The 15,699-nt window shown below is 63.2% G+C and carries 12 protein-coding genes; 1 reads left to right on the forward strand and 11 read right to left on the reverse strand.

Going from position 1 to position 15,699, the window contains the following annotated elements; translation table 11 throughout:
- Positions 1–178: 178 nt before the first annotated feature.
- Entirely contained in the window at positions 179–2,128 is a 1,950-nt protein-coding gene (acs, locus tag BVG79_RS07880; protein ID WP_085786399.1) for an acetate--CoA ligase, read from the forward strand.
- Between the two features lie 38 nt (positions 2,129–2,166).
- On the opposite strand, the gene recN is transcribed toward acs, so the two are convergent.
- The 11 genes from recN to BVG79_RS07935 form a co-directional block, all read right to left on the reverse strand.
- Positions 2,167–3,819 (reverse strand): DNA repair protein RecN, encoded by a 1,653-nt coding sequence (recN, locus tag BVG79_RS07885; protein ID WP_085786400.1) that lies wholly within the window; start codon positions 3,817–3,819, stop codon positions 2,167–2,169.
- Positions 3,820–3,828: 9 nt separating this feature from the next.
- The gene (locus BVG79_RS07890; protein ID WP_418268892.1) at positions 3,829–4,689 is read right to left on the reverse strand and encodes an outer membrane protein assembly factor BamD; all 861 of its coding nucleotides are present in this window, start codon (positions 4,687–4,689) and stop codon (positions 3,829–3,831) included.
- Positions 4,690–4,804: 115 nt separating this feature from the next.
- A complete protein-coding gene (gene lpxC, locus BVG79_RS07895; RefSeq protein ID WP_085786402.1) occupies positions 4,805–5,728 on the reverse strand; it encodes a UDP-3-O-acyl-N-acetylglucosamine deacetylase in 924 nt (307 codons plus the stop codon).
- 206 nt (positions 5,729–5,934) lie between these two features.
- On the reverse strand, positions 5,935–7,497 hold the full coding sequence (gene ftsZ, locus BVG79_RS07900; protein WP_085786403.1) for a cell division protein FtsZ: 1,563 nt from the start codon (positions 7,495–7,497) through the stop codon (positions 5,935–5,937).
- A gap of 224 nt (positions 7,498–7,721) precedes the next feature.
- On the reverse strand, positions 7,722–9,056 hold the full coding sequence (gene ftsA / locus BVG79_RS07905; protein WP_085786404.1) for a cell division protein FtsA: 1,335 nt from the start codon (positions 9,054–9,056) through the stop codon (positions 7,722–7,724).
- Positions 9,057–9,077: 21 nt separating this feature from the next.
- The gene (locus BVG79_RS07910; RefSeq protein ID WP_085786405.1) at positions 9,078–9,962 is read right to left on the reverse strand and encodes a cell division protein FtsQ/DivIB; all 885 of its coding nucleotides are present in this window, start codon (positions 9,960–9,962) and stop codon (positions 9,078–9,080) included.
- Entirely contained in the window at positions 9,950–10,870 is a 921-nt protein-coding gene (locus BVG79_RS07915; RefSeq protein ID WP_085786406.1) for a D-alanine--D-alanine ligase, read from the reverse strand. Before BVG79_RS07915 ends, BVG79_RS07910 begins: the two co-directional genes overlap by 13 nt.
- Before the next feature lie 39 nt (positions 10,871–10,909).
- Positions 10,910–11,845: a UDP-N-acetylmuramate dehydrogenase gene (gene murB / locus BVG79_RS07920; protein ID WP_085786407.1), complete on the reverse strand. Its 936-nt coding sequence runs from the start codon at positions 11,843–11,845 to the stop codon at positions 10,910–10,912.
- On the reverse strand, positions 11,842–13,245 hold the full coding sequence (murC, locus tag BVG79_RS07925) for a UDP-N-acetylmuramate--L-alanine ligase (RefSeq protein ID WP_085786408.1): 1,404 nt from the start codon (positions 13,243–13,245) through the stop codon (positions 11,842–11,844). Before murC ends, murB begins: the two co-directional genes overlap by 4 nt.
- Positions 13,246–13,247: 2 nt before the next feature.
- Positions 13,248–14,375 carry a UDP-N-acetylglucosamine--N-acetylmuramyl-(pentapeptide) pyrophosphoryl-undecaprenol N-acetylglucosamine transferase gene (locus BVG79_RS07930; RefSeq protein WP_085786409.1) on the reverse strand — a complete coding sequence of 376 codons (1,128 nt, stop codon included), beginning with the start codon at positions 14,373–14,375 and terminating at the stop codon, positions 13,248–13,250.
- Complete coding sequence (locus tag BVG79_RS07935; RefSeq protein ID WP_085786410.1) at positions 14,372–15,544, reverse strand: FtsW/RodA/SpoVE family cell cycle protein; 1,173 nt, start codon at positions 15,542–15,544, stop codon at positions 14,372–14,374. Before BVG79_RS07935 ends, BVG79_RS07930 begins: the two co-directional genes overlap by 4 nt.
- Positions 15,545–15,699 lie beyond the last annotated feature (155 nt).

Here is a 15,699-nt window from a genome sequence, read left to right on the forward strand (position 1 = left end):
GTTTTCCATTTCGGCCGCTTTCCCCGACAGAAATGCGGCGATGCGTCCCGCTGGGCCGCCTTGACACGCCCCCCAATGTCCACGAACCTCGGGGGTGGAGGATCCCGCCACGCTGCGGGACGACGAACAATCGACCGACCATTGACCGAGGCAAGGCAATGGATTTTCCGGGGGAGCCATGACAACCAAAACATATCCGCCCAGTCCCGAACTGGCGGCACAGTCCCATGCCGACAAGGCAACTTATGATCGTATGTATGCGCAATCGGTGAACGACCCCGAGACATTCTGGTCGCGCGAGGCCGCGCGGCTGGACTGGGTGCGCCCCTTCACCCGCGTGAAAAACACCAGTTTTGTCCCCGGCAAGGTGAATATCGAATGGTTCGGTGACGGCACGCTGAATGTCGCGGCCAACTGTATCGACCGCCATCTGGTCGACAAGGCCGACACGACCGCCATCATCTGGGTGCCCGACGACCCCGACGCCCCCGCGCAACACATCACCTACCGCGACCTGTTTGAAAACGTAGGGCGCATGGCGAATGTGCTGAAAGGGCTTAACGTCAAACGCGGCGACCGCGTCATATTGTACATGCCGATGGTGCCCGAAGCTGCCTATGCCATGCTGGCCTGCGCCCGGATCGGCGCGATCCACTCGGTCGTGTTTGCGGGCTTTTCGCCGGATTCGCTGGGCGCGCGCGTGAACGGATCGGGCGCGAAGCTGGTGGTCACCACCGACTATGCCCCGCGAGGGGGCCGCAAAACGGCGCTGAAGTCGAACACCGATGCCGCGCTGCTGCACTGCGACGACGATGTAGAAGTGCTGGTCGTCAAGCGTACGGGCGAGCAGATCAGCTGGGTCGAGGGCCGCGACCACGATTACAACGCCCTTGCCGCCGCGGTCTCGCCCTACTGTACGCCGGCCGAAATGAACGCGGAAGATCCGCTGTTCATCCTTTATACGTCCGGCTCGACCGGACAGCCCAAGGGGGTCGTGCACACCACGGGCGGCTATCTGGTTTATGCGGCGATGACGCATGAATATTCGTTCGATTACCAACCGGGCGAGGTGTATTGGTGCACCGCCGATGTCGGCTGGGTCACCGGCCACAGCTATCTTGTCTACGGCCCACTGGCCAACGGCGCCACGACGCTGATGTTCGAAGGCATCCCGACCTACCCCGATGCCAGCCGCACATGGCAAATCGTGCAAGACCACAACGTCGCCATTTACTACACCGCCCCCACCGCAATTCGCGCGCTGATGGCCCATGGCAACGCACCGGTCGAGGGGTATGACCTGTCGTCGCTGCGCATTTTGGGCACGGTGGGCGAACCTATCAACCCCGAGGCGTGGAACTGGTTCAACGAGGTGATCGGCAAAGGCACCTGCCCGATTGTCGACACATGGTGGCAGACCGAAACCGGCGGCCATCTGATCACCCCGCTGCCGGGCGCGACACCGACCAAACCCGGATCGGCAACGCTGCCCTTCTTTGGCGTGCAGCCCGTTATCCTCGACCCGACCAGCGGGGCCGAACAAACCGATGTCGTCGCCGAGGGTGTCCTGTGCATCAAAGACAGCTGGCCCGGCCAGATGCGCACGATTTGGGGCGATCACGCGCGGTTCGAAAAGACCTATTTCAGTGATTACAAGGGCTACTACTTTACCGGTGACGGCTGCCGCCGCGATGAAGATGGCTATTACTGGATCACTGGCCGCGTTGACGATGTGATCAACGTATCGGGCCACCGTATGGGCACGGCCGAGGTCGAAAGCGCCCTCGTGGCCCACCCGTCCGTCGCCGAAACCGCCGTTGTCGGCTACCCTCACGCGATCAAGGGTCAGGGTATCTACGCCTATGTGACGCTGATGAACGGCGAAACCCCGTCCGAGGATCTGCGCAAGGACCTGATCCGGTGGGTGCGCGCCGAGATCGGCCCGATCGCCACGCCCGACTTGATTCAATGGGCGCCGGGCCTGCCCAAGACCCGCTCGGGCAAAATCATGCGCCGCATCTTGCGCAAGATCGCCGAAAACGACTACGGCGCCTTGGGCGATACGTCGACGCTAGCCGACCCTTCGGTGGTGGACGATCTGATCGAAAACCGCATGAACCGCGGATAAAAAAGCGGGCGGCAGGACAACCTGTCGCCCCTTTTGTTTCAGCGCGCGGCCATCAGTTCCCGCGCGGCAATCCGCATCGCCTCGCTGACAGGCTCGCGCGAGAGCATGCGTGCGATTTCGTCCACGCGCGCGTCGGTATCCAGCGGTACGACACGTGATGTCGTAACGCCGTTTTCGACGTGCTTTTCTACGCGCCAGTGATAATCCCCCAGTGCCGCAACTTGCGGGCTGTGGGTCACAACCAGCACTTGCCCGCCATCAGCCAACGCCAGCAAGCGCCGCCCGACGGCATCCGCTGTCCCACCGCCAACACCACGGTCGATTTCGTCGAAAATCATCGTCAGGCCCGACTGATCCTTCGTCAGGCAGACTTTCAGCGCCAGCAAAAACCGGCTGAGTTCGCCACCCGAGGCCACTTTCGACAGTGGCCCCGCAGGCGCGCCGGGGTTGGTGGCGGCGATGAATGTGACCTCATCAACGCCTTCCGCACCGCGCGGCGCGGGGGTAATGGCGACGGTAAACCGCGCCCGCTCCATCTTCAGGGGGGCGAGCTCCGCCTCGATCATTTGCGACAGCTGCAGGCCAGCGGCGCTGCGGCGGGCGGTCAAGGCAGCTGCGACGCTGTCATACTGCGCTTCGGCGGCGGCCAGTGCTTTGGCCAGCGCGGCATCCTCGGCCTCGGCCCCATCAAGGGCGGCGAGGCGCGCGGACAACGTCACCAGCAGCGGCACCAGATCGTCCGGCAACACGTTATGCTTGCGTGCTAGCCCGCGAATGGCGAACAGCCGCTCCTCAATCTGCTCAAGCCGTTGCGGATCAAACGACAGCGCCTCAAGGCAGCTTTCGATGCCTTGTTCAGCCTCGCCCAGCGCGTCCATGGCACGGCCCAGCGCATCCAGCGCCCCATCCAACCGGCCATCAGCCTGCCCTGCGGCCCCGTCAAGCCAACGAATGGCGTTGGCCACCATCCCCTCGGCCCCGTCGCCCGAGACTGCCTGTTTGGCGCGCGCGATATCGTCGCCGATCCGCGCGGCGGCCTGCATCAAACGGCGGGCCACGTCCAGCTCTTCCTCTTCCCCCGCCTTGGGGTCGAGGGTTTGAAGCTCGGCCACAGCGTGGCGCAGAAAGTCCTCTTCAGCGGCCAACGCAGCCCGCGCCTCGGCCTGCGCAGCGGCACGGCGACCCAAGTCACGCAGCGCAGTCCAAGCGCTGCGCACGTCGGCGATCAGGGGCTCGGCGCTGGCAAACTGGTCCAGCAGATGGCGGTGCATCTTTGCGTCCAGCAAGCCGCGATCGTCCTGCTGGCCGTGCAATTCCACAAGATGGTCCGAGAGGTTGCGCAGCACCTCGGCCCCAGCGCGACGGTCGTTGACCCAAGCCTGCTTGCGCCCGTCGGGGCTGGCGGTGCGACGAAGGATCAGTTCATCCTCGGGCGCCCAACCGGCGTCTTGCAAAATCGCGCGGGCCGGATGGCCTGCGGGCAAATCAAAAACGGCGGTGACTTCGGCGCGCTCGGCGCCTTGGCGCACCACCTCGGCGCGGCCGCGCCAGCCCAGCACGAACCCCAGCGCGTCCAGCAAAATCGACTTACCCGCCCCTGTCTCGCCGGTCAGCACATTCAGCCCCGGCTGGAACGCCAGATCCAGCCGGTCGATGATGACCATGTCGCGAATTTCAAGGGCGCGCAGCATCTGCGGCTGTTACAACCACTCGCCGCGGATCACTTGGCGATAGATCTGCGACAGCCAGTTTTCACCCACAGGCTCGGCCGACAGCCCGTGGCCCTGCAACAGCGCATAAGCATCGGCGTACCACGGCGTCGACTGGAAGTTATAGCCCAAGATCGCACCGGCCGAGCGTGCCTCGTCGTTCAGACCCAGCGCAAGGTAGGATTCGACCAGACGCATCAGCGCTTCGGGGGTGTAGGTAGTGGTCTGGAACTGTTCGACGACGACACGGAACCGGTTGATAGCGGCGGTGTAATTTCCACGCTTCAGATAATACCGACCGACTTCCATTTCTTTGCCGGCCAGATGGCTGAACGCCAGATCAAACTTCAGCGAGGCGGATTCGGCATAGGGGCTGTCGGGGTAAACCTCGATCACGCGGCGCAGCTCTTGCAGGGCCTTGAAGGTCAGGCCCTGGTCGCGGCCGATATCGTCGATCTGGTCGTAATACGACAGCGCCAGCAGATACTGCGCATAGGCGGCATCTTCCTCGGTCGGATAAAAATCGACATAGCGCTGCGCAGCCGAGCGGCTGTTGTCGTAATCACCCGCGCGGTGGTAGGCGAAAGCCTGCATGATCAGCCCGCGCTTGGCCCAGCTGGAATAAGGGTAGAGACGCTCGATCTCGCCAAAGAAATAAGCCGCATTATCCAGCTTGTTTCCGTCCATCTCGGTCTCGGCCAACTGATAGATCTGCTCGGCCGAGTAATCATCGAGTGCACCGGGCGCACGCAGTGCGGACCGCTGTTCCCCACACGCGGCGAGCAAAGTGAGGCTGAGCGCCGCCACCAGAAACACCCCCCGACCGCCTGTTGCCTTAATCAGGCCTGTCATTGCCATGCTCCGGCTCCGTTCAACGTCTTTGCTTTGCTCCGCTGTAGCATGAAATTCCGGATGGCAAAATGGCTTTTGCCATCACCGGCCCGACTTCGCCAATGCAACCGCGGCTTTAGGCGACGCGCGGCGCATCCTGCTGGGGCATATAGCCCATGCCGGGCAGGCGGGCGGCCATCGCGCGGGTGCAGCTGACACGGCGCCAAGCGGTTGGGTCAGCAAACAGCGCACGCAGCAGACGGTTGGTCATCGCGTGGCCTGCACGTTGGCCGGTGTAGCGCCCGATAATCGGCGCACCAGCGGTGTAGAGGTCACCCAAAGCGTCCAGCATTTTGTGCCGCACGGGCTCATCTGCGTACCGCAGACCGCCGGGCGTCACCACACGCGGACCATCGACGACCACGGCGTTTTCCATGGTGCCGCCCAAGGCAAGGCCATGCTCACGCATGTCCTCGACATCCGAAAGGCGGCAGAACGTCCGTGCTTCCTGAAGCTCGCGCTGGAAAGCGTCGTGCGACATGTTGAGCAGCTTAGCCTGATGGCCGATGGCCTCGTCGGGAAAATCGATTTCAAAATCGATCTGCATCGAGGTTGCAGGCGACAGGCGGGCAGTGGCGCCGTTATGCGTCACGCTGACTTCGTGCAGAATCTCGATTGCACGAATCGGGGCGCGCAACTCGGTCAAACCGACGCGTATAAAGCCCGCGACGAACTCACGGCTCGACCCATCAAGGATCGGCACCTCGGCACCGTCAATTTCGATCAGTGCGTTATGAATGCCGCAACCGGCCAGCGCGGCCATCAGGTGTTCGATGGTCGAGATGGTATGTCCGGCAGCGTCTTCCAGCTGCGTACAAAGGGGGGTTTGGACTGCGTGGTTCCACAAAGCAGGTATCAGCGCGCCACCCCCGGCAGCATCGGTACGACGGAACACGATTCCATGATCCGCCGCAGCGGGAAGAACCGTGACCGAGACCTTTGCCCCAGAATGTAGGCCCACGCCCGAAAACGTGACCGGCTGTCTAACTGTGGTCTGCAATGCAAAATGCCTTCTGCTAACTTCCTTTTCAGCAAGTAGTGATGAAGGGGTGAACCCTCAATTCACAGATTGCAACGAAGTGAAACAATGCAGGGGCGGCAAAGGCAGACCCGATACCGCACCCAATAAAAACAATACCTTAAACGAAAAAACCGCCCCAATGGGGCGGTTTCAAAGTGATCTGCAGACCTTGGGTCAGCGGGCGATTAATTCGCCTGACGCCGCAAGAATGCCGGAATTTCGACACGGTCACGTTCCGCATCTGTACCCGCATCATCACGCTGCGCCGTCGGCTGCGGGCGCGCCTGCGGTGCAGGGGCGTGGCCATCTTGATGGCCCGCCATACGTCCGATAATATTTCCGATCCCAAAGCGCCCTTGCGGCTCGGGGGCGCGGGCCGGGCGCTGGTCGGCAACAGGGCTGTGATCGACCGCACTGCTCAGGCGCTGCAACGCCTCGGCAGCCGACGACGCGGGGCGCTGCGGGGCAACATAACGCGGGTCGGGTTGCTGCGCGGGCGCGACAGGCTGGGTCATTTGCGGCTGCGACGCACGCGGGGTGTACATCGGCGGAACGTCTTCATACGTCTCGGCGGTGGGGCGCGGTTGAGGCGCATAGTTTTGGCGCGGGCGCTCCATCATCGGCTCTTGCTGCACTGAGGGGGCCGGTTGCGGGGCGTATTCCTGACGATGCTGCTGCACGGGCTCGCGCGGCGGCTCGGGGCGGAAGGCGGGCTCGGGCGCGGGCTGCACAGGTTGCTGCATGACGCGGCGCGGCACAGGCACTTCGACCGGCTTCTCGCCCGCATCAATACCAGTCGCCACAACCGACACACGGATCTTGCCGGCCATATCGGGGTCGAGGGTCGAGCCGACGATGATATTCGCCTCGGAATCCACAACTTCGCGGATGTGGTTGGCAGCTTCGTCCAACTCGAACAGGGTCATATCGTGACCACCGGTGATGTTGATCAGCACACCGCGCGCGCCGTTCAGGCTGATCTCGTCCAGCAGCGGGTTCGAGATGGCCTTCTTGGCCGCGTCGATAGCGCGGGTCGGGCCATCAGCCTCGCCGGTGCCCATCATCGCCTTGCCCATCTCGTCCATGACAGAACGCACGTCGGCGAAGTCGAGGTTGATAAGGCCCGGGCGAACCATCAGGTCGGTCACGCCCTTCACGCCTTGATACAACACATCGTCGGCCATCATGAAGGCTTCGGTAAAGGTCGTCTTTTCCGATGCGATGCGGAACAGGTTCTGGTTCGGGATGATGATCAGCGTATCGACGACCTTCTGAAGGGCAGCGACGCCCTCCTCGGCCTGACGCATCCGCTTCGACCCTTCGAACATGAAGGGCTTGGTCACCACACCAACCGTCAGCACACCCATTTCGCGCGCGGCTTGCGCAATGATCGGGGCCGCGCCCGTACCGGTGCCGCCACCCATGCCAGCGGTAATGAAGCACATATGCGAACCGGCCAGATGATCGATGATCTGTTCCAGCGATTCCTCGGCGGCGGCGGCCCCCACTGCGGGACGTGCACCAGCACCCAGACCTTCGGTCACTTTCAGACCGATCTGGATCTTCAGCGGCGCTTTCGAGGCAACCAGCGCCTGCGCATCGGTGTTCGCAACGACGAACTCGACGCCTTCCAGCTGCTGGTCGATCATGTTGTTGACAGCGTTACCGCCTGCCCCGCCAACGCCAAAAACGGTGATCCGCGGCTTGAGCTCGTCATGCCCCGGCATCGAGAGGCTGGTGATATTCATGCGCTGTCCGCCCGTCATGTCTGGCATCTGTGCTCTCCGCCTATGGTTTGGCCCGTCGCGGCGGGCTCTTGCTGTTCAAAGGGTGGTGCTTTCCACCGATTCTAGCGCGATTTCTTTCGGACGTCACCGTAAATCAACACCCGTCTTTGCCGTTTTGGGCGTTATCTAGGGGCAAATCGCGCGAATCAGACCAGTTCTTGTGGCTTTTGCGCGAAAACCCGCCATTACCAATTATCCTGAAACCACTTCATCGCGCGGCGCAGCGACCGCGCAGGGTAGCGCTCGGCCGGAATTTCGAAATCCCAGCACTCGTCTTGCGGGTGGGCGGCAAACAGCGCCAAGCCGACGGCTGCGGAAAAGTCGGGCCCAGTCGCAGCCTGCGGCAAGCCCTGCACGCGCAGCGGCCGCCCGAGACGCACCTGTTGGCCCAAAATACGCGACGCCAGCCCGTCGATCCCCGGCACTTGGCTGCCGCCCCCCGTCAGCACGATCGACTGCGAGGGCAGCGAGTCGAACCACGCCGCATCCAACCGCGCGCGTACCTCTTCCAGAATTTCCTCGATCCGTGGCCGCATGATGCCGATCAGATCCGACCGGCTGATCCGGCGGCTGTCACGGTCCCAATCGCCCGTCTCGCCGCCCAGATCGATCATCTCGCGATCATCGCGACCCGTTGCGACAACGCCGCCATGCACGGTTTTGATCCGTTCGGCTTGCGTCATCGATACCTGCAGACCCATCGCGATGTCGCCGGTGACATGATCGCCACCCATGCGCACCGCATCGGCATAGATCATGTGCTTGCGCATAAAAATCGAAATGCCGGTCGAGCCGCCACCCATGTCGATGCACGCGCCGCCCAGCTCCTGCTCGTCCTCGACCAAGCTCGACAGCCCCGCCACATAGGCCGAGGACGCGATGCCCGCACATTCCAGATGGCAGCGGGAAATGGCCCGCAGCACGCTCTCGACCACCGCACCATCGGCGGTCACCACGTGCATATCGGTCGCCAGACGCGCCCCCGCTTGCCCGCGCGGATCCGAAAGCCCCGAGCGATGGTCGAGCGAGAAATTCACCGGCTGGGCGTGCAGAACACTGCGCCCGTCGCCAAAATCCGGCACTTCGCATGCGGCCAGAACGCGGCCTACATCGCCCTCGCCCACGGTGTCACCGATGATGTCGACTGCGCCTTCAAGGCCGTAAGATCGCGGCTGCGCACCCGAAAAACACGCGATCACATGATCGACCCGCGTCTGGGCCTGATTTTGCGCGCCGGTAATCACTGTCCGGATCGCTTTTTCCGTCTCGGCCAGCGCGGAAATCTCGCCAAAGCGCACCCCGCGCGAGCGTGTAGTCGCCGCCCCGATCACGCGGATGGCGTTTTGCCCGCCCATCGCGCCCACCCCGTCGGCCAAACCTGCGCGGCGCGGCGCGCCGATTTTCAGGATCAGGCAGGCGATCTTCGACGTGCCAATATCCAGCACCGCGACATAGCCACGTTGCAAAGCAACGGTGCGCATGTGCCGCATGGCGCGCTGGCTTTGGTATAGGTCGGTCATAGCTCTGCCCCGTTGTTATTATTAGCCGCGATTAGGTAGTCCACGCAGCGCTTCGCGGGCGCCTTGTGTCAGACGAATGGTTTGACGCGCCGCGTTGCGCAAATCGACGACAGATACATCGCGCGACAGCAACTGCTGCGCTTCCTCTTGGGCGATCACCCGCTGCAAAGCCTCGACCGCGCCTTCCTCGGGCAGCTGGATGCGCTGGTCGCGGTCCAGCATCAGGTCCCAGCGCCGCTCGCCCATGCGGACCAGCGCCAGCACGCGCGACCCCAGCGGGGCGGCAATGCGGAACAGTTCCATCGCTTCGGGGATCGCATCTTGCGCCCCGTCGCCCGCAATCAGCGGCAGGTCGTGGCGGTCGGCGCGGTTCATAATCATGCCGGTCGCGATGCCTTCGCCGTCCATCAGACGCAGCCCGTCGGTGTGGCGCCAAACGGCCACCGGCTGACGTTCCTCGATGGCGATCTGCAGCGTGCCGCCAGCGGCTTGGATGCTCACCTGCTTTACGGGGCTGAGGGCCGAGATCCGCGCCCGCAGATCCCGCAGGTCCAGATTAAAGGTCGAGATGGGGAACGGAATGTCGACTAGCCCCTCGACCGCGTAGGCCAGATCGGGGCTAGCGCCGGTAATGGCGTAGTCGTTCACCATGAACTCGGGGCGCTGCGTGACCGCTGCGATGGCGGCATTGTAGTGCCCCTGCACCCATGCGCGCGTATCTTGGCGGCCGAACGTCACCGCCAGCACCAGCAGCAGAACCACGACAGGAATGCCGATGCGCAACAGCAGACGGAACATCGGCGTCAGCATCAGGCGTTGATAGCGATAAGACCACCGCGACGGCGCGGGGTCGCGCCGCAGATAGCGCGTCTCGCGCGCGATCTTGCGATGAATCACCGGTCGCACGAGGCATCCTCCACCAACCAGCGGCAAAGCGCGGGAAAATCCATCCCGGCCCAAGCGGCTTGTTCGGGGGCCAAAGACGTCGGTGTCATGCCGGGCTGAGTGTTGGTTTCCAGCAGGATCAGACCGTCGACCCCGCGGCTTTCGTCCCAACGAAAATCGGTGCGCGACAGGCCGCGACAGCCCAACGCCTTGTGGGCGCGCAAAGCATAATCCAAGCAGGCATCATAAATATCGCGCGGGATGTTGGCCGGAATCTCGTGCCGCGAGCCGCCGACGCTGTACTTCGCATTGTAGTCGTACCACCCATCAGTGACAATGTCGGTCACCGTCAAGGCGCGCTCGCCCAGCACAGCGGTGGTCAATTCGCGCCCCGGAACATATGCTTCGACCATCACGACATCGGGCATCTCGGCCGAGAGCTGGGGCGGTGAATTAGCGCCCTGCTGCACGATGTAAACACCGACGGAAGACCCCTCGTTCGAGGGCTTCACAACATAAGGCGCGTCCATCAGGTGGCGGTCACATACGTCGGCCTTGGGGGCCAGCAGGCTGGCGACGACGGGCAGACCAGCGGCACGGTAGGCTTCCTTACTACGCTGCTTGTCCATCGCAAGGGCCGAGGCCAGTACGCCGGAATGCGTGTAGGGAATGCGCAACCATTCCAGAATACCCTGCACGCAGCCATCTTCGCCCCAGCGACCATGCAGCGAATTGAAGACGACATCGGGTTTGACCGCGGCAAGCTGGCCGGCAAGGTCACGCCCAGCGTCCACCTCGACCACATCGTAACCAGCTTCAACCAGGGCAAGCGCGCATTCACGCCCCGACGACAGCGAAACCTCGCGCTCGGCCGAGAATCCGCCCATCAGTACAGCTACCCTGGGAACAGTCCTGCCCGACATTCCCATCGCCTCGTGTCCGGGCCATTCTATGGCCCTGTTATGATTTTAATTATCTGAAGGGGCCGGTTCGCCGACCCTCTTGATTTCCCACTCTAGCGTGATGCCAGCGCGCTCGTAAACAGCTTTTCGAACGCGCTCGCCCAAACCCTCCAGATCGGCTGCGGTTGCGCCGCCCGCATTGGTCAGGAAATTGGCGTGTTTGGGGTTCATCACCGCCCCGCCGAGTGTGGCGCCGCGCAGACCCGCATCGTCGATCAGCTTCCACGCCTTCAATTCGTGCGTATCATCCGCCTTCCCTGTCGAAGAAAAACCGGCGGGATTGCGAAAGGTCGAACCGGCCGTGCGATCCTTGCTGGGTTGGGTTTCATCGCGCTTTTGCAGCTGGGCGTCCATGGTGGCGTTCAGCACATCGGGTGCGGCAGCGGGGGCATCGAACAGCGCCTCCAGCACGATTGCGCCTGCGGGCAGCTGGCTTTGGCGATAGGCCAAATGCAGGTCAGCGGCGGGCAAAACCTGTACATCGCCGTTGCGGGTCATAATCGTGACTTCAATCAGTCGATCGGCCACATATTGCCCATAGCATCCCGCGTTCATTGTCACGGCCCCGCCGATGGTGCCGGGAATGGTCCGCAGAAAGGTTAAATCGCGCCCTGCGTCCGCCGCGCGGCGCGCAACGAACGAATCAAGCGCGGCAGCACCGGCGCGCACACGGCCATTCGCATCCACCTCGATCCCGTTGAAGCCGCGCCCCAGACGGATCACCACACCGCGAATGCCACCATCACGTACGATCAGGTTCGACCCGACGCCCATGGTGAACACCGGCACATCATCAGGCAGCGCGCGCAAGAAATCAGCCAGATCGTCACGGTCGGCGGGTTGGAACAACCAATCGGCGGGGCCGCCGACGCGCATCCACGTCAGGTCGGCCAGCGGGCGGTTCGGGGTCAGCGTGCCGCGAACGGGGGGCAGCGGGCTCATGCCCAGCCCTCCAGATGTTTTGGCAACGCATGCGCCCACGCCGAAATTGTTCCCGCGCCAAGGCACACCAGCATATCACCGGGCTGCATGTATTTGCGCACCACATCGGCTAACTCGGCCTCGGAATGCACAGCGAACGCGTGGCGGTGGCCGTGGCGGATCAAACCTTCGACCAGGTCATCGCGGCTTGCGCCGGGGATCGGATCTTCGCCTGCGGCGTAGACCTCGGTGATGCCGACATAATCAGCCTCGTTAAAACAGGTGCAGAAGTCTTCGAACAGGTTCGCAAGGCGCGAATAGCGGTGCGGCTGATGCACGGCGACGACCTTGCCATCACAGGCCTGCCGCGCCGCGCGCAGCACGGCGGCGATCTCGACCGGATGGTGGCCGTAATCGTCGATAATCGTCACGCCGTTCACTTCGGCGACCTTGGTAAAGCGGCGATTCACGCCGCCAAACTTCGCCAGCGCTGCGCGGATTTCGTCTGCGCCCATCCCCAGATGCCGCGCCACGGCAACAGCCCCCAGCGCGTTCGAGACGTTGTGATCCCCCGGCATCGGCAGCGTGCAGCCCTCGATCACCAGCCCCTCGGCCTGCAACTGGATGTCGAAATGCGCGATGCCTTTGATGAACCGCAGATTCACCGCGCGCACATCGGCCTGCGCGTTGAACCCGAAGGTCACAACGCGGCGGTCGGTCACACGCCCCACAAGGGCCTGAACCTCGGGGTGGTCGGTGCAGCACACGGCCAAACCATAGAAGGGGATGTTGCCGACGAAATCGTCAAAACCCTTGCGCAGCCCCTCAATCGTCCCCCAGTGCTCCATATGCTCGGGGTCGATATTGGTCACGATGGCGATGGTCGCGGGAAGGCGGGTGAAGGTGCCGTCGGATTCGTCAGCCTCGACCACCATCCATTCACCCTGCCCCATCCGCGCGTTCGAGCCGTAAGCGTGGATGATACCGCCGTTTACCACGGTCGGGTCCAACCCGCCTGCATCCAGCAGCGTGGCGACCATGGTGGTGGTTGTCGTCTTGCCGTGGGTTCCAGCGATTGCCACGTTCGACTTCAGCCGCATCAGTTCGGCCAGCATGTCGGCGCGGCGCACCACGGGCAAACCGCGCAGGCGCGCCTCGTCCAATTCGGGGTTGCCGGTTTTGATGGCAGACGAGATCACAATCACCGCCGCGCCATCGATATTTTCGGCGCGCTGCCCGATGAACACCTGCGCCCCCAGATCGGCCAGCCGCTGCGTGATCGCGCTGGCCTTCAGATCCGACCCCTGCACGCGGTAGCCTAGGTTCAACAGAACCTCGGCGATGCCCGACATGCCAATCCCCCCCATGCCAACAAAATGGATCGGACCGATATCGAGGGGCAGTTTCGTCGCGGGCGACATCTTTATTCCTTTGTAGTGGCTACCGGCGCGGCAGCGGCGGGCTGGGCCAGCCCTTCGACCAATTCGACAAGACGTTCGGTGGCATCAGGGCGGCCCGCAGCCAACGCGGCATGCGCCATACGCACGGCCGCCGCCGGATCATCCAGCACCCCTTCCAACAAAGCGGACAGGCGATCAACCTCGAAGTCTTTTTCCTGCAAGATCGCGGCGGCACCTTGCTGCACCAGCCCTGCGGCATTGGCATTCTGGTGGTCGCCCGTGGCGGCCGCGAAGGGCACCAAAATTGAAGGGCGCCCGATAACCGTCAGATCCGCTAGCGTCGATGCGCCCGCGCGTGTGATGATGATTTGCGCCTCGCTCATGCGGGCAGGAATGTCGTTAAAGAACGGCACGACCTCGGCCGGAATCGCTTCGGCGGCATAGAGTTCGGTCACCCGCGCTACATCCTCGGGGCGGGCTTGCTGTGCGACGCGGATATTATTGCGCAGGCGCATCGGCAGCGCGGCGATGGCGGGCGGCACCACATCCGCCAGAATGCGCGCCCCCTGACTGCCGCCGATAATCAGCACCGACATCGGGTAATCGCCCGGCGGAATATAAGGCGCGCCCGCACGTTCCAGCACGGCGCCGCGCACGGGGTTGCCGGTATGAATGCCCTGCACGCCAGCAGGCAGATCGGTGGGCCACGTCCCGCAAGCCACGGCATTTACGCGGGTGGCGAATACTTTGTTCACGCGGCCCAAGATACCGTTTTGTTCGTGGATCATGCGCGGCAGACGCAGCACCCAAGCCGCCGCCATCGCGGGGATCGAAGGGTAGCCGCCAAATCCCACCACAACCGCCGGCCGATCGCGCAGCATCTGCATGGCCGCCCCAATACACCCCGCCGCAATCGCAAAGGGCGCCAGCAGCTTACCCGCCACACCCTTGCGCGCAAACGTGCCCGAGCGCAGCTGCACAATCTCAACCGCGTCAGGGAAGCCGCCGACATACCGCGCACCGCGTGCATCGGTTGTCAGGCGCACACGCCAACCACGCGCCAGCATCGCCTCGGCCAAGGCCTGCGCGGGGAACATGTGCCCGCCCGTGCCGCCCGCCGCGATGATCAGCAACGGTGATTTATCGGTCATTGGCGGCGCCCCTGTCGCAAAAGAATATCGCCGATCCGCCCCTGCGGACGCGATCGTGTAAGGGCCAGCAACATGCCGACCGAAAGCCCCGCCGCCATCAGTGACGATCCGCCATAGCTGACGAAGGGCAGTGTCATCCCCTTGGCGGGCAGCAACCGCACAGCCACCCCCATATTGATCATCGCCTGCACGCCGAACACCGTGGCAAGGCCGGTGCCCGCCAGACGGATGAACGGGTCACGTTCGCGCATCAGCCGAAAGAGCGAGCGGACGACAATAATCAGGAACAGCGAAATGATGGCACCCACCATCAGCAAGCCGTATTCTTCGGCCGCGACGGCGATGATAAAGTCGGTATGCGCATCGGGCAGCGACCATTTCACCTGCCCCTGTCCCACGCCGACACCGAAAAAGCCGCCTTCGCGAATGGCATTCGTGGCAAAACCGATCTGGCTGCGGGGGTCGAATTCCTCGGCCAGAAAGCCGTTGATCCGGCGGGCAAAGTGGTCGGACGTGCTATAAGCGAACAGGCCGCCAGCCCCCACCACACCGGCCAAGCCGAACAGCAGCACCATCGGCGCGCCGGCAACAAAATACATGACGGTCCATGTGAAGATCACCAGCGCAGCTTGGCCAAAGTCAGGTTGCATGGCAAGCATCAACACGATGACAGCCGTAACCGCCAGCGAAATCCGCTTACCCGGCGGGCCACCCTCCTGCCCCCCCGCAACCATCAGCCACGCGGTGACGACGATGAAAAACGGCTTCAACACCTCGGACGGTTGAAAGCTGGCGACCCCCAGTGAAAACCACCGCACCGCCCCCTTGCCGAAGTCGGTGCCCACGAAAGGCAGTGCAGCAAGCGCCGCGAAAGCAACGAAAAACCCGATCACACCCAAACGGCGGATGTTACGCGGCGACATCATCGAGACCAGCAGCATCAGCGTGATGGCGGCAACCCCGAAGACCCCTTGGCGGGTAACGAAATAAAACGGCTCTAGCCCGAGGCGCGTCGCCAGCGGGGCAGATGCGGCCAAACCCAGCAGCAAGCCAAGCGCTAACAGCACCAGAATACAACTGAATGTCAGCTTGTCGATTGTGCGCCACCAGCGCGGCAACACAGGGTCGCTGACCTGCACTGCCGCAGCGCGATAGACCATGTCTGTCATGGCTACACCGCTCTCCGCCTGAATTTGCCTCAAATACCGCCCGTTTTCGGGTCTGTCCTAGCAGTTTAACGTGAAAACGCCCTTCAATCCAGCGCAAAAGCCGCCTTGCGCAATGATGCCGGGCAAGGCATCAGGCAGCCAAGCCCCTGCCCTAG

Origin of the sequence: Ketogulonicigenium robustum, from assembly GCF_002117445.1 — a bacterium.
Classification (GTDB): domain Bacteria; phylum Pseudomonadota; class Alphaproteobacteria; order Rhodobacterales; family Rhodobacteraceae; genus Ketogulonicigenium; species Ketogulonicigenium robustum.

Bases quoted from the DNA above. Each gene is read 5' to 3' on its own strand.
- recN (WP_085786400.1), bottom strand. From the start codon at position 3,819: ATGCTGCGCGCCCTTGAAATTCGCGACATGGTCATCATCGACCGGCTG.
- BVG79_RS07915 (WP_085786406.1), bottom strand. From the start codon at position 10,870: ATGGGAATGTCGGGCAGGACTGTTCCCAGGGTAGCTGTACTGATGGGC.
- ftsA (WP_085786404.1), bottom strand. From the start codon at position 9,056: ATGACCGACCTATACCAAAGCCAGCGCGCCATGCGGCACATGCGCACC.
- BVG79_RS07890 (WP_418268892.1), bottom strand. From the start codon at position 4,689: ATGACAGGCCTGATTAAGGCAACAGGCGGTCGGGGGGTGTTTCTGGTG.
- BVG79_RS07935 (WP_085786410.1), bottom strand. From the start codon at position 15,544: ATGACAGACATGGTCTATCGCGCTGCGGCAGTGCAGGTCAGCGACCCT.
- murB (WP_085786407.1), bottom strand. From the start codon at position 11,845: ATGAGCCCGCTGCCCCCCGTTCGCGGCACGCTGACCCCGAACCGCCCG.
- murC (WP_085786408.1), bottom strand. From the start codon at position 13,245: ATGTCGCCCGCGACGAAACTGCCCCTCGATATCGGTCCGATCCATTTT.
- ftsZ (WP_085786403.1), bottom strand. From the start codon at position 7,497: ATGAATATCACCAGCCTCTCGATGCCGGGGCATGACGAGCTCAAGCCG.
- acs (WP_085786399.1), top strand. From the start codon at position 179: ATGACAACCAAAACATATCCGCCCAGTCCCGAACTGGCGGCACAGTCC.
- BVG79_RS07930 (WP_085786409.1), bottom strand. From the start codon at position 14,375: ATGACCGATAAATCACCGTTGCTGATCATCGCGGCGGGCGGCACGGGC.